The organism is Dichotomicrobium thermohalophilum, from assembly GCF_003550175.1.
GTDB classification, from domain to species: Bacteria; Pseudomonadota; Alphaproteobacteria; order Rhizobiales; family Rhodomicrobiaceae; genus Dichotomicrobium; species Dichotomicrobium thermohalophilum.
In genome coordinates, this window is sequence record NZ_QXDF01000002.1 from 205,721 (window position 1) to 228,335 (window position 22,615).

20 protein-coding genes are annotated in these 22,615 nt (G+C 61.7%); 8 read left to right on the top strand and 12 right to left on the bottom strand.

The features are described from left to right. Positions 1-30: 30 nt before the first annotated feature. Genes BXY53_RS14310 through BXY53_RS10985 form a run of 3 tightly spaced genes read left to right on the top strand, consistent with a single transcriptional unit; the run spans position 31 to position 2,724 of the window. Positions 31-963 carry a TRAP transporter large permease gene (locus BXY53_RS14310; protein ID WP_280985266.1) on the top strand — a complete coding sequence of 311 codons (933 nt, stop codon included), beginning with the start codon at positions 31-33 and terminating at the stop codon, positions 961-963. 14 nt (positions 964-977) lie between these two features. Then, positions 978-1,874, top strand: coding sequence for a phytanoyl-CoA dioxygenase family protein (locus tag BXY53_RS10980; protein ID WP_119062038.1), 897 nt, complete (start codon positions 978-980; stop codon positions 1,872-1,874). Between the two features lie 34 nt (positions 1,875-1,908). After that, on the top strand, positions 1,909-2,724 hold the full coding sequence (locus BXY53_RS10985; protein ID WP_119062039.1) for an isocitrate lyase/PEP mutase family protein: 816 nt from the start codon (positions 1,909-1,911) through the stop codon (positions 2,722-2,724). Positions 2,725-2,912: 188 nt separating this feature from the next. Here BXY53_RS10985 and BXY53_RS10990 read toward each other — a convergent pair whose 3' ends face one another. Together BXY53_RS10990 and BXY53_RS10995 are read right to left on the bottom strand one after the other, a co-directional pair. Then, positions 2,913-3,575: a Crp/Fnr family transcriptional regulator gene (locus tag BXY53_RS10990; protein WP_147361551.1), complete on the bottom strand. Its 663-nt coding sequence runs from the start codon at positions 3,573-3,575 to the stop codon at positions 2,913-2,915. Between the two features lie 461 nt (positions 3,576-4,036). Beyond that, positions 4,037-4,264 carry a hypothetical protein gene (locus BXY53_RS10995; protein WP_119062041.1) on the bottom strand — a complete coding sequence of 76 codons (228 nt, stop codon included), beginning with the start codon at positions 4,262-4,264 and terminating at the stop codon, positions 4,037-4,039. 393 nt (positions 4,265-4,657) lie between these two features. Between BXY53_RS10995 and BXY53_RS11000 the strand changes: the two genes are divergently transcribed. Further along, positions 4,658-5,515 carry an LOG family protein gene (locus tag BXY53_RS11000; RefSeq protein WP_119062042.1) on the top strand — a complete coding sequence of 286 codons (858 nt, stop codon included), beginning with the start codon at positions 4,658-4,660 and terminating at the stop codon, positions 5,513-5,515. A 105-nt stretch (positions 5,516-5,620) separates the two neighbouring features. On the opposite strand, the gene BXY53_RS11005 is transcribed toward BXY53_RS11000, so the two are convergent. After that, positions 5,621-6,640 (bottom strand): GlxA family transcriptional regulator, encoded by a 1,020-nt coding sequence (locus BXY53_RS11005; protein ID WP_119062043.1) that lies wholly within the window; start codon positions 6,638-6,640, stop codon positions 5,621-5,623. Positions 6,641-6,863: 223 nt separating this feature from the next. On the opposite strand from BXY53_RS11005, the gene BXY53_RS11010 reads away from it, so the two are divergent. Further along, the gene (locus tag BXY53_RS11010; RefSeq protein ID WP_119062044.1) at positions 6,864-7,730 is read left to right on the top strand and encodes a class I SAM-dependent methyltransferase; all 867 of its coding nucleotides are present in this window, start codon (positions 6,864-6,866) and stop codon (positions 7,728-7,730) included. A gap of 70 nt (positions 7,731-7,800) precedes the next feature. After that, positions 7,801-8,208, top strand: coding sequence for a carboxymuconolactone decarboxylase family protein (locus tag BXY53_RS11015; protein WP_170144423.1), 408 nt, complete (start codon positions 7,801-7,803; stop codon positions 8,206-8,208). A 115-nt stretch (positions 8,209-8,323) separates the two neighbouring features. Here BXY53_RS11015 and BXY53_RS11020 read toward each other — a convergent pair whose 3' ends face one another. The 3 genes from BXY53_RS11020 to BXY53_RS11030 all read right to left on the bottom strand — a co-directional run bounded on the left by BXY53_RS11020 (position 8,324) and on the right by BXY53_RS11030 (position 9,829). Beyond that, positions 8,324-8,794: a hypothetical protein gene (locus BXY53_RS11020; protein ID WP_119062045.1), complete on the bottom strand. Its 471-nt coding sequence runs from the start codon at positions 8,792-8,794 to the stop codon at positions 8,324-8,326. Further along, positions 8,794-9,165: a DUF6152 family protein gene (locus BXY53_RS11025; protein WP_210209224.1), complete on the bottom strand. Its 372-nt coding sequence runs from the start codon at positions 9,163-9,165 to the stop codon at positions 8,794-8,796. The genes BXY53_RS11020 and BXY53_RS11025 overlap by 1 nt, the downstream gene beginning before the upstream one ends. Before the next feature lie 238 nt (positions 9,166-9,403). Then, positions 9,404-9,829, bottom strand: a complete 426-nt coding sequence (locus BXY53_RS11030) for a response regulator (protein ID WP_170144424.1) — start codon at positions 9,827-9,829, stop codon at positions 9,404-9,406. Positions 9,830-10,151: 322 nt separating this feature from the next. Between BXY53_RS11030 and BXY53_RS11035 the strand changes: the two genes are divergently transcribed. Further along, positions 10,152-10,382 carry a hypothetical protein gene (locus BXY53_RS11035; RefSeq protein WP_119062047.1) on the top strand — a complete coding sequence of 77 codons (231 nt, stop codon included), beginning with the start codon at positions 10,152-10,154 and terminating at the stop codon, positions 10,380-10,382. Positions 10,383-10,549: 167 nt separating this feature from the next. Here the strand turns inward: BXY53_RS11035 and katG are convergent, their stop codons facing one another. Further along, positions 10,550-12,721, bottom strand: coding sequence for a catalase/peroxidase HPI (gene katG, locus BXY53_RS11040; RefSeq protein ID WP_119062048.1), 2,172 nt, complete (start codon positions 12,719-12,721; stop codon positions 10,550-10,552). A gap of 319 nt (positions 12,722-13,040) precedes the next feature. On the opposite strand from katG, the gene BXY53_RS11045 reads away from it, so the two are divergent. Then, complete coding sequence (locus tag BXY53_RS11045; RefSeq protein ID WP_119062049.1) at positions 13,041-13,958, top strand: LysR substrate-binding domain-containing protein; 918 nt, start codon at positions 13,041-13,043, stop codon at positions 13,956-13,958. Positions 13,959-14,242: 284 nt separating this feature from the next. Here BXY53_RS11045 and BXY53_RS11050 read toward each other — a convergent pair whose 3' ends face one another. From BXY53_RS11050 to BXY53_RS14315, 5 genes are all read right to left on the bottom strand, one after another. Further along, entirely contained in the window at positions 14,243-15,796 is a 1,554-nt protein-coding gene (locus BXY53_RS11050; protein ID WP_119062050.1) for a metallophosphoesterase, read from the bottom strand. Positions 15,797-15,932: 136 nt separating this feature from the next. Then, positions 15,933-16,304 (bottom strand): Rossmann-fold NAD(P)-binding domain-containing protein, encoded by a 372-nt coding sequence (locus tag BXY53_RS11055; protein ID WP_147361552.1) that lies wholly within the window; start codon positions 16,302-16,304, stop codon positions 15,933-15,935. A gap of 420 nt (positions 16,305-16,724) precedes the next feature. Beyond that, a complete protein-coding gene (locus tag BXY53_RS11060; RefSeq protein ID WP_119062052.1) occupies positions 16,725-18,848 on the bottom strand; it encodes a PAS domain-containing protein in 2,124 nt (707 codons plus the stop codon). A 36-nt stretch (positions 18,849-18,884) separates the two neighbouring features. Further along, complete coding sequence (locus BXY53_RS11065; protein ID WP_119062053.1) at positions 18,885-21,449, bottom strand: PAS domain S-box protein; 2,565 nt, start codon at positions 21,447-21,449, stop codon at positions 18,885-18,887. Continuing rightward, a complete protein-coding gene (locus tag BXY53_RS14315) occupies positions 21,398-22,498 on the bottom strand; it encodes an MEDS domain-containing protein (RefSeq protein ID WP_245410446.1) in 1,101 nt (366 codons plus the stop codon). Before BXY53_RS14315 ends, BXY53_RS11065 begins: the two co-directional genes overlap by 52 nt. Between the last annotated feature and the right edge of the window lie 117 nt (positions 22,499-22,615).

The following is a 22,615-nucleotide window of genomic DNA, read 5'->3' on the forward strand; positions in this document are numbered from 1 at the left end:
GTCGTCGGCCTGCTCGCGATTCCGGCGATGATGAAGTACCAGTATTCCAAGTCGCTGATATCCGGCACGATCTGCGCGGGCGGATCGCTTGGAACAATCATTCCGCCTTCCGTCGTGGTGGTTGTGCTGGGGCCGATCGCCGATGTCTCGATTGGCGATCTCATGGTCGGCATGATCTTTCCCGGGCTGATCCTTTCCGGGCTTTACATCATTTACATCGTCGGCCTGTGCATCCTGCGGCCGCAAACGGCGCCGCGCGTGGACGACGGTGCTGACGACCCGCCTTTCCTGCAAAAGGTAACCATTACGGTCAAGGCGCTGGTTCCGCCGCTTGTCATGATCTTCGCTGTTCTCGGCTCGATCATGCTGGGGTGGGCGGCCCCGACCGAGGCGGCGGCGCTGGGCGCGGTGGGCGCCTTCCTGATGTCGATCCTCTATGGACGCTTTTCGTTCGGCATGTTTGGCGCGGCGCTGGTCAAGACCATCACCGTGACCTCGATGATCATGTTCATCCTGATGGCGGGCAGCCTGTTCACCGGGGTCTTTGTCGGCTCGGGCGGCATGAGCATCATGCGCGACATGATCGGCGCGCTGGAGCTGAGCCCCGCGATGCTGCTGGTCATCTTCCTGCTGCTCGTCTTCATCGCCGGCTTCTTCCTGGAGTGGATTTCGATCTTGCTCATTTTCGTGCCGATCTTCATGCCCTTCGTCCGCGATCTGGGCTTCGAGCCGGTTTGGTTCTGCATGCTGCTGCTGGTGATGATCCAGACGAGTTATCTGACGCCGCCGATGGCCCCGGCCATCTTCTATCTGCGCGGCGTCGCCCCGCGGGATATCACGCTGCGTCACATGTATGCCGGCGTGATACCCTTCATCGTGATCCAGCTTATCGCACTGGCGATCGTCGCGGCGTTCCCGCAGACGGCGTTGTGGCTGCCCAACCAGGTGTTGGGTTTCAACTGACCAGGGAGGTCATCATGCTTGCCGAGGACATCCAGAAACATGCCTGCCGTGCCATGACCGCGGAGCAGCGTGCCCGCTATTTCGACGATGGTTTCACCCTGCTGCCGTCTTTCGTGGAGCCGGAATGGATCGCGGCTCTCAATGATGCCGTCGGGAAGCTCGTGGAGCGCAGCCGTTCGGTCACGGCCTCGGATTCCGTATTTGACCTGGAGCCGGACCACACCCCGGAAAATCCGCGGTTGCGCCGTGTCTCCAGCCCGTGCGATCAGGACGACATCTTCTGGCGCTTCCTCACCGAGAGTCGGCTGGCCGACGCCCTCGCCGATGTCGTCGGACCGGATGTAAAGTTCTACCAGGCGAAGCTGAACTTCAAATGGGCCAAGGGCGGCGCCGAAGTCTCATGGCACCAGGATCAGCCGTTCTTCCCGCACACCAACCACGCCGTTCTGACCTGCGGCATTTACCTGAACGACTGCGGACCGGAGCAGGGGCCGCTCATGTGCATCCCCGGCAGTCACAAGGGCGAGATTTACGATCACTACGACGACGCGGGCGTCTGGCGCGGAGAACTGCGCAAGAGCGCGGCCGCGCAGGTGCCGGCGGATCGTGCCGTCGAGCTGTCCGGCCCCGTGGGGTCGGTGACCATGCATAACTACAGGACGCTTCATGCCTCGCGGAAGAACGAGTCCGATCTTGGCAGGCCGCTGCTGCTGTTCGTGATCTCGGCTGCAGACGCCATGCCCTATACCGCGCAGCCGTTGAAATCACGCTACGAGCAGGCGATCATTCGAGGTGAGCCGGCCCGTTTCGCGCACCATGAGCCGGGTAGCTATCGTCTGCCGCCGGACTGGAGCGGCGGCTACACCTCGATCTTCTCGGCGCAGCAGCAGGAAGACGTGGCGGCCATGTAAACGCGGCACCGGGTGCGCTCGGGAGGGGCACAAGATGTCTTCTGATGCAGAATCATCGTCTGCTTTTAGGGCGTTACACCACCGGGATCATGCCTTCGTCATCCCAAACCCTTGGGATGTCGGATCGGCGCGCATACTGGCCTCGATGGGGTTTGAAGCTCTCGCCACGACCAGCGCGGGGTTCGCTTTTTCGCGAGGCCGCAAGGACGGCGACGTATCGCGCGATGCCGTTATTGCGCATTGCCTGGAGATTGTCGGCGCTACGCCGCTCCCGGTTTCCGCCGACCTTGAGAACGGCTTCGGCGACAGCCCGGAGCAGGTTGCCGAGACAATCGCACTCGCCGGGGCGACGGGTCTCGCTGGCGGCTCCATCGAGGATTACACGCGGCAGACCGATGCCCCGATCTACGGGTTCGATCATGCGGTCGAACGCATCGCTGCAGCCGTGGACGCTGCGCGCGGGCTCGAGGCGGACTTCGTGCTTACGGCGCGGGCCGAGAACTTCCTTCATGGCCGGCCTGATCTCGAGGACACAATCCGACGGCTGCAGGCCTTCGAGAAGGCGGGCGCGGATGTCCTTTATGCGCCGGGCTTGAAGGATCTTGAGCAGATCCGCACGGTCTGTGCATCGGTCTCGAAGCCGGTCAACGTGGTCATGGGGCTATCCGGCCCAAGCTTCAGCGTCGCCGAACTGTCGCAGGCGGGGGTAAAGCGTATCAGCGTTGGTTCCAGCCTCGCGCGGCTGGCCTATGGCGAACTTGTCCGCGCCGCGGCCGAGGTCCGCAACAGCGGGACTTTCACGTTCGGACAGCGCGCACCCGGCTCAGACGAGGTGGGTGGCCATTTCTAACGCAAGCGGTTGAACGGCGATCTGTCTCGACGATTTTCAGCAGCCCCTGCAGACCAGATAGCGCGCTCGCCAATTTCACAAGCGATAAAAGCGGACGCCGATCTGCCAAGACGCCGTTTCGGGCAGACGTCAGGTCCTTCTTCCAACTCTGGCATAAAGCCTGATGACAGTTTCCGGACCGCCACTTGTCAGTCGGCGTCGAGAGCTATGCTGGACAGACTGGTCTTATTAAAGACGACCAGATGAGGCTGATCTTCCTGGTATCCAATCAGTTCCGCATCCCGCAGGGTCGTGAATGCGCGGCTGATGGACTCGATGCTATGCCAGAGGTGATCGGCAATGTCCTGGCGGGTCATGCTCAGCGATACCTTCGTCCCTCCTGGGTCAGCGTGGCCAATACGCTCAGCGAGAACCAGTAAAAACCTGGCGAGCTTCGCCTGGACCGCGCCTTCCATGATGGTGTCGAGGTGCGTCTGCGTTCTGTGGTACTCCTGTGACGCCATGCCGGAAATCTGCTCCTTCAGATCCAGATTTCCCTCATTCAGAGCCATCAACTCGGCACGCGGAAACCGCCACAAGGCCGCATCGGTCACTGCTTCGATAGAGTACGGGAAGACGTCATCGAAACCGAGGCCAAGGAAATCACCGCGATCTGCTGACAAATTGCCCCCAAACCCGAAGCCGGATACGATGCGGCGCCCGTTCTGGTCCAGGCGGACTAAGCGAACCGTTCCAGTCAGCAGGTAAAACAAGCTCTGGGCGCCCTCGCCCTGGGCCGCGATCGTCTCGTTCGCACCCGCTTTGAGCAACTCCAGCTTGGGCAGGATCAATTCTTGATCGGCTTCGGGCAAGCTCGCCCAAAGCGGCGTACGGCGCAATTCTGCCAGCAGGACGGACCTGTCTTTTGGTTGACGCTTTGAATCCACGGGTCCCGGTTGATCAGTGTGAACGAACTCTGAGATGGGCGCGAGCAGCTATCCTGAACAATTAGGGGCAGAACCTGCAAATGTCTACGGCACCCTCAAGCAAAGCAAATTCAACCGCAAGGCATAGCTAAGGATGTTTTGGGATGACCCCAGCTCACCCTGTCGAGCGAGACTGGGCCACCCTGAGCCGCGCCTTTGCAGCCCTGATGACTTGCGCCTGAATACTTAGGGTTGCAATCGTCTTGGTTACCCGCGCCTGCATCCCGGCGTCAGGGCGCCGAGATCGGTCCATATGGCGGTTCAGGACACGGTGTTGCGAACAGCGTCAATGCCGGGAGAGTTCAGGACGTTTGACCCTGTCCCCGGAGTCAATCTGCGATCATGCGCTACAGTTCGCGGAACCAGCCCTCTTCATTAATACGGTCACCGATTTCGAACACCTGATGGGATAGCACACGCTTTGTTTCGTGCGTGTCGACGTGCCGGAGCTCATAGACGAATTCGGCCGGCGACGCCGGGTTGGGTCGATCGACGCCTTCTTCGACCACTGCTTCCACTGACCAACGAACAATGTTCTTCGGTTTCCGCTCGATCACTTCCCATTTGCCCGACATGGATCAATTCCTGTTGAAACTTTGCAGGGATATTGCGTGCAGACCTGATGGCGAACGCATGTCTTCATGTTAATGGGATTGAGGAAGATGGGTCCAGTTCAGCAAACCGAGGCGGCTGGATAAGTGCTATTCTCTGCCTTCCGGCCCGTCCTGCCGCCAGTTGCGAATGCGCGGCCGCTCGGGACATCGCTCTGGCTGCTGCTATTGTCAATTGGCGCCGCGGCGTGGTCGCGGGCGGGGGCGCGCTTCGCGAGCCGCGGGGACCGCATCCGTGCTTGCCTACATGCGCCACATAAGACGTATAAGTTGGGTTTCATATCCGCCTTGCGGCCCTGATCGTCGTTCGCTTTCAGTCGTGTCCGGGCGCCGGAGCTGCGCGCGTTCAGCCTTCAAATGTCGGGAACGCCGCTGTCCGTGACTGAGAAAGGAGAGTCTCTGTTGTCCTCCCGTTCCGGTAAGCCAGTTTCGAGTGGCGAGAGGCTTGCGATTGACGACCGCGACTTTTTGCGGCGCGAGGAAATGCGCAGCCACCGTATCGCGCTTGAATTCGAAAGGGCTGAACTCGGCCTTCAGGATCGCGCTATCGAGTCCACCATCGTTGTCTTTGGCAGTGCACGGGCGGTTGCCGGCCGCGCCGGCGGCGACGCTGAGCCGCGAACCGAGCAACCCCCGAATGGTATCGGCGCCCTGCTGGCGCAGAGCTACGAGGTTGCACGAGAATTCGGACGCATTGCGTCGGAAAGGGGCGGCGCCTTCGCATCGGACAGCGGGATGCACCAGAACGTGGTGACCACCGGCGCCGGCCCCGGCATCATGGAAGCAGCGAACCGGGGAGCGTATGAGGCGGGCGCGCCAACGATTGGCCTGAATATCGAGATCCCCTCAGAGCAAACCCCGAATGAATACATTACGCCGGGCTTGTGCTTCAGTTTCCACTACTTCGCCATCCGCAAGATGCATTTTGCAATGCGCGCCAATGCGCTGGTGGCGTTCCCCGGCGGCTTTGGGACGCTCGACGAATTGTTCGAGATCCTGACCTTGAAGCAGACTCGCAAAACGGATGGTCTGCCCGTCATCCTGTTCTGCCGCGACTATTGGAAACGCATCGTCGACTTCGACGCTCTGGTTCAGTTCGGCATGATCGGGAAAGAGGACGTCGAGCTTTTTCAGTTCGTCGACAGCGCTGAAGAGGCTTGGCAGGTGATGCTCGATCGCGGCCTCACGATCCCGACGCCTCTGAAAGAGGAATGATGGCCGTCGCGCATGCCTCGGCAGACCCGGCGTCTCCGAAATGGTCCGGCCTTCCTCCCGGGGCTGCGGTGCCAGCGGAGGGGACAGCCCATTCGCCCACCCGGGTTAGTGGAGTTTCGGCGCCTGGAACCGCTTGCGATACTCGCTCGGCGTCAGGCGTGTTATCCGCTTGAACAGGCGGCGGAATGCCGCTGCATCCTCGTAGCCCACTTCCCAGCTGATCTGCTCGATCGGTGCGTCACTCTGCTCCAGGCGGCGCTTTCCTTCTTCCACGCGGATGCGGGCGACGTATTCGATCGGCTTGTAACCCGTCGCCTGTTTGAAGCGGCGCTCCAGAGTGCGCCCGGAAACGCCGGCCATGCGCGTCATTGCCTCGACCGGGCGGCCGACCGAGTAGTTCCCCAACAGCCACTGCTGGGAACTGAGGACCATGCTGTCCCCGTGACGACTCGGCGGACAAAACGGGAGGAAAGGTGCCTGACCCTCAGTGTGCCACTGCATCAGCATGAACTTGGCGAGCGCGCGCGCAGTCGATGGCTTCGTGAACCGGGCGACCAGGTAAAGAAGCAGATCGGTCCATGATGCGCTCGCGCCCGACATGACCAGTTCGCTCCGATCGCCGGCCGTAACCAGCACTTCCTCGACGCACAACTTGATCGACGGAAAATTGCGCTCAAAGGTGGGCGCGAAGGCCCAGTGGATTGTCGCACACCGGCCGTCCAGCAGCCCGGTTTCGGCGAGCACCAACGCGCCGGAGCAGGCCGAACACAAGAGCGCGCCGTTTGCGTGCATGTCCCGCATCCAGGCAACTAATTCCGGGTGATCGCCGGTTCGCCATTCGTATCCCTCCGGGCACAGCATCGAGGGAACGATGACGATGTCCGTCTCATTCAGTTCGTCAATCGTGCGGTGGATGCTCAGTGGCAATCCACTCGCAGTCATCGTTTTGGTTTTCCGCGCAGCGACGATGTCGACATCAAACGGCGACTCGCTTGGGATGTCGTCGAACAACCCCCGAAGCAGCGGGAAGGCGTGGAGGCTTTCGTAAAGCCCGGTTATCGGCGTGGAGAGGGCGCCTGACAGGCCCGCCAGACTGACGTGAATCGGCCGCTGGATGATCGTCATATCTGAACTCCCTGCCGGAATCGAACCGGTTTCGGCGAGTTTGACCCTTCACAATTCTAATCGTCAACCAGCATGATGCCGAAAACACTTGAGGCAAAAGGCAAACAGAATGCGCTGGTGGGCGTCATCGTCAAGTAACGTCAGCGAGAAGAAGCTTACGTATACGAGATGGCGTTCCCTAAACAGTATTGCGCTGCAGCAATATCCACAAGGTGTCGGAAAAATGGCCCAGGAAATGTCATCGCGGAACGAATTCGTGGACTTCTGGAATGAAATTCTTGTTCCCAAATTCGTCCGCTTCAAGCACGTGCTCGTCGACGGCCTCACACACCACAGCCGGCAGGTCTTCCCGACGCTGAATGTGAAGCCCGGTGACAAGGTGGTCGATGTTGGCTGCGGCTTCGGTGATACGGCCATCGAACTGGCAAGGACCGTGGGCCCGTCCGGCTCAGTGCTCGGGCTGGACTGTTGCGATGCTTTTCTCCAATTCGGCCGCGACGACGCCCGCGCGCAGGGCATCGAGAACGTACGCTTCGTGGAAGCCGACGTGCAGACCTACCCCTTTGCGCCGGAGCATGACTTCTGCTTTTCGCGCTTTGGCACGCAGTTTTTCGAGAACCCCGTCATAGCCCTGAAGAACATGCGCCAGAGCCTCAAGCCCGGCGGGACGATGACAATGATCGTGTGGCGCACCATCGAGGACAATCCCTGGCTCGGACTGCCGAAGCAGATCGTCGCCGACTATCTGCCTCCGCCCGGTGATGATGCGCGGACTTGCGGACCGGGGCCGTTTTCCATGGCCGATCCGGACCAGGTGAGGCTTCAGCTCAAGAGCGCCGGATACGAGGACGTCGAATTCGAACGGATCGACGCGCCCGTCCTTGTCGGCGCCACCCCGGACGATGCGGTCGCGTTCCAGCTCGCGCTAGGGCCGGCGGGCGAGATCTACCGCGAGGCCGGCGAGATCGCCGAGCAGCGGCATGAGCAGATCACTGCCGCCCTCAAGAGTGAACTGGCGCGATACGAGACCGATGAAGGCATCCTCATGCAGTCCAGCTCTTGGAAAGTGACGGCACGGAGCCCGGGTTGAGGAAGCGGTTTCCACCGCGCGCCGAGCTGGGTGCTTTTCAGCGAAAAACGCGAGAAAAGGGGAGGGAAGGATGAAAACCCTGATGCTGCCAACTGTTCTCATGGCACTGGTCATGGCTGCCGTTCCTGCCAGCAACGTTCAGGGTCAGGAACCGCCGACTTTCATGAAGAAGACTTTCCCGGAGCAGGGCGTCGAGGCGGCCTGGCAGGAGTTTCAGGCCGTGATGGGCCCGGGCACGGCGCTCGAACCCAAGACCAAGGAATTGATCGCGCTGGCCGTGGCCGCACAGATACCATGCGATTACTGCGTCCATTATCACACGGCTGCGGCGAAGGCGCAGGGAGCGTCGCAGGCCGAGATCAAGGACGCGTTGGCATCGTCCGCACTTGTTCGCCAGTGGAGCACGATGCTCAACGGCTCGGAGTACGATGACGAGACCTGGCGTCAGGAGGTCGACGCGATGTTCGCCGGCCAATGAAGCCGAGCAGGACCGCGGAGCCGCCGCTTGGCGGTTCCGCGCTCCGCCTGCGCGCTGGCGAGCAGAAGAGGCCGGTTGAGGTGCAGAGTGTTTTGCGCCAAGACGCACCGCGAACTCAGGGGCCGGAGAAAGCGATCAGTCGCCCGCTGATGAGGGCCCCCATCCAGCAGGCCATCGAAATCGCTGCTGTGCGTATCAGTTGCGGGCGGGTGGCATGGTCGAGCCAGGCGCCGTAACGCGCGTGCGCGGCGATTGCCGATGCGATACCAGCAAGGATCAACATCGCCTTGAGCCAGAGCACGGGAACAGCGGCGTACTCGTTCGCACGGACGCTGAACAGAAGCGTTCCTGTCAGCATCGCGAGTAACAGCCCCGTGGCGGCCACCGGCACGAGCACCCGCGCCAGGTCTTGATGCGGAATGTGCCGCCACGCGCCCAGCAGCCGCAAATCCAATGGCATCACCGCGCCCACCAGGAGCGCGATCCCGAGCACATGGCTGGTATTCACGGCGGCATAGGCCCATCGGGAAAACCGCAGGTAGGTGGCGATATCTGACTGGGAAAACGCCGTGAGCAGGCCATCCATCAGTCGCGGCGCGGGTAGAGAACATACTCGCGGCCGTTCAGATACAGCCTTTCGGCCTTCACGCGCCGATCCGAGATGTCGGCCGACGGCTCGCCGATCACCCGAAGCTCGACGCCTTGGGCGAGATCGCCGTCTTTCAAGCCGGCTCTGTCATTGCGCCAGGGCTGGCCGACTTCGACGGTCCACGCTTCGCCATCGACATCCACCTGCACGATGCCGTGAGGGTTCCCCAGGCTGACGGATTTGATGATGCCGGTGAGGTCGATGTTGTCGCCCGTCGTCCAGCTCCAGCCGTGATGGGCCGAGGCCGGGATCGTCGGCGTAGCCATCGCAACAGCCAGGATGATGGTAAGCAGAAACCTTCGTGCCATTTCTTTACTCCCGTGGATTCGCAAACGTGGGCGGTACGCTGGCGCTCTCTCGCTAGAACCGAGCCCGCATCGCCTGCGCGGCGTGGTTCATGGTCCCGCGCGGCGCTCCGGATCCACAGTTCGCTGCGCCGGCGCGCTTGTTGTCCCGGAAGCTTAGCACGAAGGGCGTAAGCGCCGGTAGGAAGGTCGGCAGCACAATCGCCGCGCGCAGCAACTGTCCGGCCGCAGAAAGGCGACGTTATCGCGTTGGCTGCCTGGGAGCTGGCTGGGGTGGACGCGGCGCCCAGCGCGTCAACGCGGACAGCGTGCGGATCATTGCCTCCGCCTGGACGGGCTTTTCCAGACGCGGCGCCTGTCGCAGCACCTCGGCGCTCAGATCGTTCTCACCGTAACCGGTGACGAGAAGGAACGGCACCCCCCGCGCGCGCAGCGCCTCTGCCACGGGAGCCGTGGACGCGCCAGCGAGATTGGCATCCAGAATGGCAGCCTCGGGCATTGAATTGTCCACCAGCGCCAGTGCTTTATCCACGCTCCTGGCCAGCCCGACAATGCGACAGCCTTCGTTCTCCAGAAGTTTCGCGATGTAGCTTGCAAGCAGAAAATCGTCCTCGACGATCAGAACTCTGAAACCTGAAAGGCCGGTGTCGCGCTTCGTGGTGTTCACGATAGCCATTCCTTTTGATGCTCCGGCGGAAAATGGCTCACGAAGCGCCTCGCTTTGGCGTTCCACCTCTACGTGTATGCCGCATTTCCGGGATGAATCTCATTCGATTTGGTCGAAGGGCAGATTAAAACGTTGAATTTTCGATTCGACAACCCTTTTCGGCCTGTGTCGATTTGGTGCAATTTGATAGGTGCAAGTAACAATGTTTCGCTCATCTTCTCAGCAAGCGTTGAGTTAGATGCTGGTCAGAGACTAACGTTGCCGACCTTTTGGAAGCAAAGGAAGCAACTTTCTTGTGTCAATTCCCTTGAGCAAGGCGTCAATGCCCCGGGATCGTGGTCCGGTCTTTGAAATCACCTGGCGCGAGACGGGCGGTCCGGCAGTGTCGCGGCACGAAAAGCAGGGCTTCGGTAGCTCCGTCACGGTCGAGGTTATCGAGTTCGCGCTTGACGCGCGGGTCGAGCTGACCTTTCAGGCTGCAGGCCTGGTCTGGCAGGCGACGCTGTCCCTGGAACCGATCACGGACATGCCACACACCTCACAGGCCGCCTAGAGGCTTTGCCCGCTGCGCTTGTTCGGGGGATTAGTCATTGGATTGGGCACGAAAAACGGGGCGACGCTTTCATGGCGCCGCCCCGTCCTTGAGCGCGATGGGCACCTGCACAGCCTCCGCCGCCGCATCGCCCGTGCAGGCCCTGATCCGTCGGTCGGCCGCCGAAATCAGGCGGCAGTGTCGAAGCGGTCCGCGTTCATCACCTTCGTCCAGGCCGCCACGAAGTCCTTCACGAACTTCTCCTGCGCGTCGTCCTGGGCGTACACCTCCGCATAGCTGCGCAGGACCGAGTTCGACCCGAAGACCAGGTCGACGCGGGTTGCCGTCCACTTCACGTCACCGGTCTTGCGGTCGACGATTTCGTAGAGGTTCGTGTCCTTGGGAACCCACTTCCACTTCATGTCGGTGAGGTTCACAAAGAAGTCGTTGGTCAACGCGCCGGCGCGGTCGGTGAACACGCCGTGCTTCGTGCCGCCGTGGTTCGTGCCCATGGCGCGCATCCCGCCAACAAGGACAGTCATCTCCGGCGCGGTCAGGCCCAGCAGCTGTGTGCGGTCGAGCATCAACTCTTCCGGGGCGACGATATAATCCTTCTTCAGCCAGTTGCGGTAGCCATCGGCCACCGGCTCCAGCCATTTGAAGGAGTCGACATCGGTCATCTCCTCGGTTGCATCACCGCGGCCAGGCGTGAAGGGCACCTCGATGTCGACGCCCGCGGCCTTGGCCGCCTGTTCGACGCCAACATTGCCGGCCAGGACGATCACGTCCGCCACGCTCGCGCCGGTCTCGGCCGCAATCGGCTCCAGCACAGAGAGGACTTTCTGGAGACGCTCCGGCTCGTTGCCTTCCCAATCCTTCTGCGGCGCGAGGCGAATGCGGGCGCCGTTGGCACCGCCGCGATAGTCGGACTGGCGGAAGGTGCGGGCGCTGTCCCAGGCGGTAGCGACCATCTCGGCCACGGACAGCCCGCTGTCGGCGATCTTCGCCTTGACGGCGGCGACGTCATAGTCCGTGGGGCCGGCCGGAACGGGGTCCTGCCAGATCAAGTCCTCCTGCGGCACCTCCGGCCCGAACCAGCGCGCCTTCGGACCCATGTCGCGATGAGTCAGCTTGAACCAGGCGCGGGCGAAGGTGTCCTGGAAGTACTCGGGATCGGCCCGGAACTTCTCCATGTAATGACGGTAGGACGGATCGACCTTCATCGCCATGTCGGCGTCGGTCATGATCGGGTTGTACCGGATCGAGGGGTCTTCGACGTCGACCGGCTTGTCCTCCTCGGCAATGTCCTTGGGTTCCCACTGCCAGGCGCCGGCGGGCGACTTCTTCAGTTCCCACTCGTGGTCGAGGAGCATCGAGAAGTAGCCCTGGTCAAACTTGGTCGGGTGGGTCGTCCAGGCGCCCTCGATGCCGCTGGTGACCGTGTCACGGCCGATCCCGCGCGCGTGATGGTTCATCCAGCCGAGGCCCTGTTCCTCAACGTCGGCCGCCTCGGGATCGGGGCCGAGAAGCGCCGCGTCGCCGTTGCCGTGGCATTTGCCGACGGTGTGCCCGCCCGCCGTGAGCGCGGCGGTCTCCTCGTCGTTCATGGCCATGCGGGCGAAGGTTTCGCGCACCTGCGCGGCGGTCTTCATCGGGTCGGGCTGGCCGTTCACGCCCTCCGGATTGACGTAGATGAGGCCCATCTGCACCGCGGCCAGCGGGTTCTCCATCGTGGCCGGGTTCTCGACATCCTCATAGCGGTTGTCGGACGGGGCGAGCCATTCTTTCTCGCTGCCCCAATAGACGTCCTTTTCGGGGTGCCAGATGTCCTCGCGCCCGAAGGCAAAGCCGTAGGTCTTGAGGCCCATGGTCTCATAGGCGACGTTGCCGGCGAGGATAATAAGGTCAGCCCAGGAAATCTTGTTGCCGTACTTCTTCTTGATCGGCCAGAGCAGTCGGCGAGCCTTGTCCAGGTTGGTGTTGTCCGGCCAGGAGTTCAGCGGCGCAAAGCGCTGGTTGCCGGTGCCGCCGCCGCCACGGCCGTCAGCCACGCGGTAGGACCCTGCGGCGTGCCAGGCCATGCGGATCATCAGGCCGCCGTAGTGGCCCCAGTCGGCCGGCCACCATTCCTGGCTCTCGGTCATCAGGGCGCGAAGGTCGGCCTTCAGCGCGTCGACGTCGAGCTCCTTCAGCGCCTCACGATAGCTGAAGCCCTTCAGCGGGTTCGTCTTCGTGTCATGCTGATGGAGGATGTCCAGGTTCAGCGCGTTCGGCCACCAGTCCATCACGTCCGCACTGTTCCTCGTGATTGCGCCATGCATTACCGGGCAACTGCCGGCATCGGGATTTTTCGCGTCCATGTTTCTCTCCGTTTGCGCGCTGTGCTTCTTGAAGCTGGTCCATGATCAGGAATGGTACTGCTGACGGTGACCAAACGGTCCCGCAGCAGTCTCCGATACCTTGTGACATGGAATAATCTGGTCGCTGTGCATTCCTCCCGGACGTGGTCGTCCGTCAGCAAGGGCGGATGTCGGCGCAGGCCCTGCGTCAGCCGTTGGACGCCCGCGCGGGCGCCGCAGGTGCGACAGGACTACTCCGACCGTCCTCTATCAGAATTATTAGCAGAGGCTGGCCATCAGGTAAATTTACATTTTATGATTGCTGCGATAAGATTATATTATGGCTCAGATCAGCCTTAAACAGCTTCGCTATTTCGATGCGCTTGCGCGGCACAACCACTTCGGGCGCGCCGCCGAGGCCTGCGCCATTTCGCAGCCGGCTTTGTCGATGCAGATCAAGGAACTGGAGGAGGAACTGGGGGCCGTGCTGGTGGAGCGCGACGCACGGCAGGTCCGGCTGACGAAATTCGGCGAAGAAGCCAGCGAGCGTGTGCGCGATATCCTGCGGCTTGTGGACGAACTTGGAGATCTGGCGCGCGCCTCGCGAGAGCGGCTTGTGGGTCGGCTGCGCATTGGTGTCATTCCGACAGTCGCGCCCTATCTGCTGCCGCGGGTGATCGGCAACCTCACGCAGTCGGCGCCGGAACTGGACATCCATGTCCGCGAGACGGTGACGCCGAAACTGATCGAGGAGTTGACGGAAGGCCGGCTGGACACGGCGATCGTTGCGCTGCCGGTATCCGAGCCATCGCTCGCCGAGGTGCCGCTGTTCACCGAGAACTTCCTGCTGGTTCGTCCCGGTACGGATGAGGCCACGCCCGTGCCGGATGGTGAAACCCTGCGCCAGGAGCGGCTGCTTCTGCTGGAAGAGGGGCACTGCTTCCGCGATCAGGCCCTGTCGTTTTGCAACATGCAATCAGCGCGCCCTCGCGAGGTGCTGGATGCCAGTTCTCTCTCGACCCTCGTTCAGATGGTGAGTGCCGGCATCGGTGTTACTCTTATCCCCGAAATGGCCGTGGGCGTGGAAACACGCTCGGCGACGGTCTCCGTAGCCCGCTTCGACAATCCGCAGCCCTCGCGCACGATCGGCATGGTCTGGCGCAAGACCAGTCCGCTCGCCGGCCAGCTTCTGCAGATTTCCGAGGTGGTGGCACGCTCGGCCGACACATTGCTCCGCCAGAACACGCCACGGCCTTAGCTGGCAGGGCATCGCGCTTTCGCTCTCTGCCCGGTCTGCGGGGGCAAGCCACCGGACGAACCAGCCGCACACAGGTCGGGGCAAGGGCTGCGATGTCGATCGCAACGACCGGATTGGTGACGGCGCGTGTTGCGCGATGCAGGTTGGCAATGTCTGAGGAGTGCTTCGTTGCATCCCGAAAGCCGTGAAGGCGGCGGCGGCTTCCCGTTTCATGTCACGCCGTTGGAGCTGGGCGACCCCGACGCCTTGAAACCGGGGGACGCGCCTGCCCCAAGAGAGGCTTGTCACCGTCGGGATCGGGTATCCTCGAACACGTCGCAATGCGCTTCCAGGATCGTATGCTCCGGCACCGGCTCCATCAGCGACGACACCCGGCGAGACATCAACATCCGTTGCAGCCATGTCAGCTCGCGTCCCGGAGCCTTTTTGACCTCGCGATAGGCGACGACGATTTGCTTGCCCTGCGCACTGATCCGAAAGCTGCTGAGGCAATATCTGGGAACGTAAATTCGCGGGAGGATGCCGAAGCGGACCTTCACGGGTTGAAACTGCTTGATCCATGTCCCCGTGTTGATGACCGCCCGATCGCCGATCTTTCGCACCGACGGAGCGTGGGTGTGCCCGTAGATGAAGGCCGCAACGTCCGGGTTCTCCTGAAACACAGCACGGGCTGCATCGAGGTAAGCGTCTTCCTTCTGGCCCGTGAGCTTTGTTGGATCGAGGACCAGACCAAACCTCCTGGCGGTCTGTCTGACGTCGCGCAGGATGAACCAGCCCGGGAACGCCAGAACGATCAGAACGGCGAGGATCACGGCGTTCGCCGTCAGAACCAGTTGCAGCAGGCTTCCGAGCAAACCAAGCGACCGAAACAGTTGATTATTGAGGAATATGTTGGTGTCGGACACCCCGGCGAACTCCATCCCGGCGCCGATGACAACGAAAACGGAAAAGCTGAAAAACATAAGGAACGGCAGCGCAATCCAGCGCAGGATCGGGCTCATTTCGCGATAGAAATAGTTGGACAAAATCCAGGTCGGGATCGCTTCGGTAGGATAAACCGACTGTATGTCCTTGAGCCAATTGTACCGGCCGAGACGCGACCGCTGCGCTGCAACGCCGACGACATCGCGCGTGATGAAATAGCCGATTGGTTGCGCGTAGGGATTGCCGTAATCCGGAACACGATTGGCCGGGTCGTGTTGGCTGCCGTGCTCGATCCACAGGCGCTGATGCCCAATTCGTCTTATGATTGAAGGCGTTTGTTCGAGGTGGATGTTATAGGCTTTCAGCCTTTCGCCAAATTCAGGATAGCAGGCGAGTTCGTAGTCGTGATTTCCGGCCAGCAGCGTGATCTTGATGTCTCTGCCGACCTGCCGGAAAGTCTCGAAGATGCGCGGGAACTGCGCGACGATAGCGTCAAGCTTTTCCGATCCCTGGACGGTGGTGATTTCCCAGAGACCAAAAGCGTCTCCGACGATAATCAGCTCGACATCTTCTTCGGTGTGGCCTGACAATTCCAGAAGATAACCAATGAGTTCATCCTCGAAATCGCACACGCCGAGCGCCTCTTCGCCGCCGATATGAAGATCGCTGATCAAGTAGTAAACCGGAATCTTTGTCATGGCCTTTGGCCGCGCGTTCGCAGGCGTAAGAGCGTGCCCGGCTGTCGATGATGAAGGCTGGCGGTTAAAAAGGCGCTCCGAAGCCGCGGCGATGAGATCCCCAGGCTCGATCCGCTCACCGCAAGGTAACCGTTGGCAGCACCCCACCGTCTTTTTTGCCCACTGATCTGAGAGACCTTTCCCGATGCTGAAATGGAGGGCCTTTCTCGATGGCATCGATCTCGTAATGGGCCCAGGCGGGCGTCGGCGCTGGCCGGCCGTGATCGGGGCCCGGAGCGTTGCAGAGACGCTGTTCGAGGGCCCGAACTGGCACCGCGTGATGGCTTACGACGGCAATGCAGAGCGCATGACCTCATCCAGCGGCATTGCCTCGAAGTCCGGCAGCAGGGCTATTGAGGCGTCTTTCACACAAGGCATGGTCCGTCTGCCAAAGATACCACATTCCGCTCAGTTCACGCGCCCGCTCCCAAACGGGACCGGCCATCGTGAATAGCCACCAGGGAAACCGCTTGAACGTCGGGCTGCGCCCTGTGATCCGCTCCAGTTCGGACTTGATCGCCTGCGCCGAGAGGGTGTGCCCGGGAAACGGAATATCCTCGAAGCGCGAAAGCGCACGGCGCTTTTCGGCCAGAGCGACCGCGGCGCGGCCCCAATCCGGCAGGTAACACATGGCCTGACGGGTCTCCGCTGGGCCGGGAAGGGTTATCCTGCCGCGCAATGTCACGCAGATAGATTTCCGACATGATGCAGCCGCGGCGTTCCGGGTCGGTGAAATTGCCCGCCCGCAGCACGATCGTCTGCACGCCGCTGTCCGCATAGGCGCGCTGCATGTCCAGCTGGACCCTGCCGCCCCTTCCGATCTGGCTCGCGGCCCATGACGCGATGCACAAGACATCCCGGATCAAGCGTGTCTGGGATTTCCTCGTTGACGCAGTGTCTCACAGCCTGAGCCCCCGGACCTGATCGCCGAACACCGGCGGGACGCATCGCCCGGCGTCGCGAGGGCAGCAACATCGCGCGCAGACGCGCCCGGGCGCAGCGACGCTCGAACTGAAGCGCAGTTGGGTCCGCAAAACGTACTGCGGCTCAATCAGAATATCCGGCCGGCCCTCCAAGCCTCCAGGCAATCAAACGCGTTATCCGCTCACCGAAAGGGAAAGCGGATGACGCATTCCGCGCCATCGGGCGGATAAGAAAGCGAAGCCGTTCCCCCAAGGTCGGATCTTGCGGTCTCTTCTATGAGGGTCGAGCCGAAGCCTTTCCGGGATGGTGGATGCACCTGCGGACCGCCGGTTTCCTTCCATTTGCAAACCAGCGTGTCCGGTTCTCCTTCCCGCAGCGAACACGCTACGGACACCACGCCTTCTGGAACCGACAGCGCGCCATACTTCGCGGCGTTCGTCCCCAGCTCATGGAGGATGAGGTTCAAGGCCAGGGCTGCCTTCGGTGCCAGATGAACCGGGACATCCGGCAGGGCAATCCGATGGGCGGAACCAAAGGCCGCAAGCGCGGATTCCACCACATTCGCGAGGTGTACGGGGCGCCACTCGCTTTGTACAAGCAGATCATTGCCGCGGGCGATCGCATGCAATCGCGCGGAGAAGGCGTCCCGGAACGCTTCCGGTGAGGGTGCGGAGTGCCAGGTCAGCATCATGGTTGCTTCCACCAGCGCGAGGATGTTCTTGACGCGGTGGTTCAACTCCGCCGCAAGCAAGTCACGATGCGCTTCCTCGGCCTTGCGCCGCGTAATCTCCATGTCGACGCCAATCATCCGGGTCGGCCGGCCGTCCCGATCGCGCAAGACGATCGCCCGCGTTTCTGTCCAGCGGACCCGGCCCTCCGGATTCTGCATCCGAAATTCGATTTGATAGTCGCTTTTGCCGGCCAGGGCGTCCTGAATCGCGGCCTCGACACGGTCTCTGTCGTCGGGATGCAAGAAATCGCGGAAGTTTTCGATTCTGCCTTCGTAGACTTGAGGCTCCATACGCATGAAGCAGGAGAGGTTCTCGGACCATCTCACCCGGCCCGAGGCAATATCCCAGTCCCAAACGCCGATCTCACCGGCAGCCATTGCCATGCGCAGCCGGGCCTCGCTCTCGCGCAATGCCTGTTGAAGTTCCCGCTGTTCCGAGACATCGAGATTGAGGCCATACGCGCGGATGGGCTTGGATTCGGCATCACAGACAATTTTACCGAGTGAGAGGAGCCAGCGGGGCCCCTTGTTCGGGTGCAAGAAGCGAAACTCGATACTGAAGTCGTTACGGTAGCCTGATATCGCGTCACTGAGGGCGGCATCAAAAAGGTGCCGGTCCCGCGGGTCGACGCAGCTTGACAGCCAGGCCTCGTAGTTCGGGGGAGGCGCGCTTGGTGCGACACCGAATATCTCGTGGGTTTCCGCCGACCAGGCTTGCTTGTCGATGGCGAAATCGTAGGTCCAGGCGCCCGCGTTGGCGGCAGACAGAGCCATGCGCTGCAGCTCCTCGTCCGCACGCAGCGCCTCGGCCTCTTTCTTGGCGGAGATGTCTTCGATGACCGCGATGCCGTAGTTGAGTTGGCCGTTGGGGTCGCGCCCGGCGGATGCGGTCAGATTGATCCACACATAGGATCCGTCGGCACGGAGATAGCGCTTTTCAATCTGGTAGAACGGAATTGTCCCCGCCCACAACTGGTTCGCCAGGTTCAAGTCGGCGTCCAGATCGTCGGGATGCGTGATCTCCTGAAATGTTAGCTGCTGCAATTCTTCACGGCTGTAGCCCGTGATGTCGCAGAGCTTGGCGTTGATGCGGAGGAACCGGCCATCCAGTCCGACATGCGCCATACCCACGGCAGCCTGTTCGAACGTGGCGCGAAACCGGTTCTCGGCTTCGATCTCTCGTGTGCGGTCCTCGTAAATGGCCACGACCTCGCCGCCCGGCAGCCGGAAAATCTCATTTTCTCGCCATCCCGAGATCCGGTCGTCACAGTAAAGCGTCACGGGATGGCGCTCGGCTGCACCTGTGCGCCAAACCCTGCGCAGGACGTCGACGAGGCCAAATTCCGCTACGCCGGGAAAGACCTCGGTCACGCGGCGACCAACGACGTCTGCGCGGCTGATCCCGTCGATCCTTTCTGCTGCCGGGTTGACGTCGACAAAAACAAAGTCGTGACCGTCCGAAACGGCAGTATAAACCGCGATGCCGCTGCTTATGTGTCTGAAAAATTCTCCATAGAGAACGTCGTCGCGCAACGGAGCATCGCCGTCTGGCTCACCATTTCTGTTTTTCAGCACTCTGGACTTATCAGTGATACTGGCTCCCCCGTCAAATCAGTGTTCGGAAGCGACGCCATCAACTAGATAGCGGTCGATCTCTTTGGCCACGATATCGGGCCTCACGGGCTTGGAGAGCAGCGGCGCATTCTGGAAGGCCGGCGGCAACTGGGCGTGTTCGTATCCCGACACCGCAAGGAACGGTGTCTGTTCACGCGAGAGCTTCTCCGCGATGGGCTCCGAGGTTTCGTCACCGAGATTGACGTCGAGAATCGCCGCCTCGCACCCCTCACGCAGCAGCGCCAGTGCAACGCTGACGGAGCCGGTCGGCCCGAGCACCTGGTATCCGGCGCGCCGTAATTCCTCGGCAAGGGCCATGCCAACCAGCGCCTCGTCCTCGACGACGAGGATGCGGCGCTGCGCTTCGCCACTCGCTTTGGGCTTTGCGCTGCCAATTTCCTCCACGATGTGCGCCACCTCGCCCCCTGACTCAAGGCAGTGCCCCCTGGGGCTTTCGAGTTCCCAGACGACGCCGGAGGGCGCGTAATCCAGCCGGACATCGGCGCGCAGGTTCATGCGGATCATGTTGCCGATAACGACGGAGCCGAAGCCACTGCGCGACGGTGGCGCGACCTCCGGCCCCCCGGTCTCGCGCCAGGCGAGTTTGAACCGCCCCTGCTCGGGCTCAAGGTGCCATGCGATGTGCACGACCCCCTCAGATGCGGACAGCGCGCCGTATTTTCCCGCATTGGTCGCCAGCTCATGGAGCGCCATCGCGAGTGACTGGGACGCCGAAGCCTTGATGATGATCGGCGGGCCGCTGAGCTTGATGCGGTTATCGAGCATATCCGCGAAAGGCGCCATCTGCGAGCGCACAAGCTCATCAAGGGCGATGCCTTTCCACTCGTGGCTTATGAGCAGGCTCTGGTTGGCGGAAAGCGCCTGTATCCGCTGCTCGAACTTCTGCGCGAACTCTTGTCCCTCGTCGCCCGCTGTCGCGCGCGCGATGCTCTGCACCACGCTCAGCATGTTCTTGGCGCGGTGATTGACCTCCTGCATCAAGAGCTGGATGCGCTGCTCGCGGCGCTTGCGCTCGGTCAGGTCATAGACAAGAGAAATGATGTTTTTCGGACGCCCCGCGGCATCCCGCAAGAGCGAGACATGTCTGTGCGCCCAGAGCACTGCGCCGTCCTTTGCCACGTAACGGTTCAGCATCTCGAACGCAGGAATCTCCTCGGCGAGGAGCCGGCGGATCTCCGCGTTATTGGTTTCCTGATCTTCCGGATGCACGATCTCGGGGCACAGAAGATCGCGAAGTTCGGCCTCGGTATAGCCGAGCATGGCCGTATAGGCCGGATTGCAGGACAGGAAGCGGCCGTCGAGATCAGTGATGGTGATCCCCGTTCCGGCGTTCTGGAAGATGCCGCGATAGCGCTCCTCGCTTGCGCGAAGCCGGTCCTCCGCCTGCTTGCGTTCCGTAATATCCTCGTGTGCGATAACGACACCACTGTTTCGGCCGCTGAGCGGCGTCACCGTCATCGCAAACCAAAGAGGGCCGCTCGGGGTATCGCAGGGATACTCCAGGCTGAAATCTTTGGCGGTGCCGTTGAGCACCTCATTGATCCCGCGCAGTGCCTGGCCCGCAAGATCGTCGCCCGCCTTCGCTGCCCGTTCGCACTCCGACAGGTAGTTGACGCCCAGCCAGCTGTCGCAGTCCTCTCGACTGGTCTGCCAGACAGCATTAACGGCGGTGATGCGCCCGTCGCGGTCGATGATCGCGATGCTTGACTTGAGCGAGTCGAGGATGGCCTCGCTCAGGCCGCGGCTCTCCTCGAGCGCGGCCTCTGCTTCCTTGCGCTCGCTAATGTCCAGAAACGCGCCGACACTTCCCCGCACGCTCCCGTCGGCATTGCGTAGCGGCGCGGCGGAGCCAAGCATCGTGAAGGACTTTCCGCACGGCAGCGACACGACCATTTCTTCATTCTGCAAAAGGCTGTTCTTCGATGCCGCTCGCTGCATTGGAAGCTCGAAGGGGGAAAGCTCCCGTCCTTTCAAATTGGAGAAGCGTCGCTTCAGATTCGTCATACTTAGCGTTCCGACAGGGCCCGCCGAGACATTTTCGCCCTCGCCAGCTTCATAGAACTCGTTTGCCAGCCGGTTCCCGAAGATTTCTCTGCACTCGGGATCATGCGACACGAAAATCGCCGCGGGAACGACTTCCATGATCTGGCCCAGTTCCTCCGCCTTCTCCCGATATTTCCTTTCGCTTTCGCGCAAGGCGGCTTCTGCTTGCTTGCGCGCGTGAATATCGACGTTCATCCCGATCCATTTGAGGATCCGGCCTTCGTCGTCGTGTACGGGGACGGTGCGGACGCCCGTCCAGCGCCAGCCCCCGGATGCACACCGGAGACGGTATTCGGTGTCGACGCCGCGCCCGGCTGCGACGGCCTCACGCCATTGGCGTTCCACCTGGGCGCGATCCTCCGGGTGAATGGCATCAAGCCACCCGTAGCCGCGCCATTCCTCAAGCGTCTGACCGGTGGAGGCCCGCCAGCTCGGCGAGTCCTGCGTCACGGCTCCGTGCGGGTCGGTTTCCCAGACGGCTTGTGCGATGCCCTGCACAAGCTGGCCCGACCACGCTTCACTTTCCCGCAGCGCCTCCTCGCTTTGTTTCTTGGGGTGATGTCTTGAACCGTGCCAAAACCGCCGAGAAGCCTGCCTTGCTCGTCGAATTCCAGCTCAGCCCGCTCGCGGACCCATTTCGTTTGGCCGTCGACGAGGATGCGGTGCTCAATATCGTATGGTGCGCCCTGCAGCGCCGCCTGCCAGTTTCGGTCCACATATTCGCGGTCATCGGGGTGGACGGCAGACAAAAAGGTCTCGTAAGTCAGCGGTGTGCCGCGCGGGAGACCGAAGATGCGGAAAGTCTCGGCGGACCATGTCAAGGCGTTATGATTCACGTCGAGCCGCCAGCTGCCCGTCTGAGCAACAGCCTGGGCGCGTGCCAGATCTTCCCGGCTCTCTTTCAGTTCCCGCTCGGCCTTGAGCCGCGCCAGGTTGCCCAGAACGCGACACTTTGCGCCATCGCGAATGAGGGCAAATTCGTGAGTTCCCACAAGGTCGAGGGCTTCTCTGGGGGTGCATTCCTCAAGCGCGCAGGTGCAAAGCGCCAGCACGCGCAACGAGCCAATGACGCTGTTCATCCTCGCTTCGTAGCGGGTGAGCTCGTCGCGGTCGTTGCACGCCAGCCAAGACCTGTCGCCACTCAGGCGCAAGCCCTCGAAGCCGCGCTGACGGGCCGCATCAAGCTTGCTGCAAAAGACATCGAGCACCCGATCCGCGTCGCAGTCGCCGTGGAGCGTGCGCCAGTGGCTGTTATCGAGAATCTCGATTTGACCATCGGCGATGAATTGATCCAGCCCGGGCACAGCCTTGCGCAGAGCATTCGTCGCTTCGTCAGCCCGGAGCGGCTCTGACGTCACCCAGAGGCAGAACTCATTAGCCTCCAGGCCGGCCTTGAAATAACGGACAAGCGTTTCGACGAGTTCAGCGCGATTTGTATAAAACTTGCAGAAATGGGTCCCCCAAGGTAGATCGCCGATGGGTTCAAGTCCCGAGTTGCGCAATGGAGCGTTGGCTGTAGCCGCCGCACACTTGCCCTGCGAATTCATACACAACGCTCGCTTTTTGATCCGTAAGGACGACTGCCAGCCTGCGAGCCATGCATCGCTCGCAAGGTGATTGCTCCGGTGACCTTGCAGAGAAATCGCTTTTCTGCTGCCGGAAGA

Coding starts and splice junctions, on each gene's coding strand:
- BXY53_RS14310 (WP_280985266.1), top strand. CDS start 31: ATGAAGTACCAGTATTCCAAGTCGCTGATATCCGGCACGATCTGCGCG.
- BXY53_RS10980 (WP_119062038.1), top strand. CDS start 978: ATGCTTGCCGAGGACATCCAGAAACATGCCTGCCGTGCCATGACCGCG.
- BXY53_RS10985 (WP_119062039.1), top strand. CDS start 1,909: ATGTCTTCTGATGCAGAATCATCGTCTGCTTTTAGGGCGTTACACCAC.
- BXY53_RS10995 (WP_119062041.1), bottom strand. CDS start 4,264: ATGTCGGGCAAATGGGAAGTGATCGAGCGGAAACCGAAGAACATTGTT.
- BXY53_RS11000 (WP_119062042.1), top strand. CDS start 4,658: ATGTCGGGAACGCCGCTGTCCGTGACTGAGAAAGGAGAGTCTCTGTTG.
- BXY53_RS11005 (WP_119062043.1), bottom strand. CDS start 6,640: ATGACGATCATCCAGCGGCCGATTCACGTCAGTCTGGCGGGCCTGTCA.
- BXY53_RS11010 (WP_119062044.1), top strand. CDS start 6,864: ATGGCCCAGGAAATGTCATCGCGGAACGAATTCGTGGACTTCTGGAAT.
- BXY53_RS11015 (WP_170144423.1), top strand. CDS start 7,801: ATGAAAACCCTGATGCTGCCAACTGTTCTCATGGCACTGGTCATGGCT.
- BXY53_RS11020 (WP_119062045.1), bottom strand. CDS start 8,794: ATGGATGGCCTGCTCACGGCGTTTTCCCAGTCAGATATCGCCACCTAC.
- BXY53_RS11025 (WP_210209224.1), bottom strand. CDS start 9,165: ATGGCACGAAGGTTTCTGCTTACCATCATCCTGGCTGTTGCGATGGCT.
- BXY53_RS11035 (WP_119062047.1), top strand. CDS start 10,152: ATGCCCCGGGATCGTGGTCCGGTCTTTGAAATCACCTGGCGCGAGACG.
- katG (WP_119062048.1), bottom strand. CDS start 12,721: ATGGACGCGAAAAATCCCGATGCCGGCAGTTGCCCGGTAATGCATGGC.
- BXY53_RS11045 (WP_119062049.1), top strand. CDS start 13,041: ATGGCTCAGATCAGCCTTAAACAGCTTCGCTATTTCGATGCGCTTGCG.
- BXY53_RS11050 (WP_119062050.1), bottom strand. CDS start 15,796: ATGCCATCGAGAAAGGCCCTCCATTTCAGCATCGGGAAAGGTCTCTCA.
- BXY53_RS14315 (WP_245410446.1), bottom strand. CDS start 22,498: ATGAATTCGCAGGGCAAGTGTGCGGCGGCTACAGCCAACGCTCCATTG.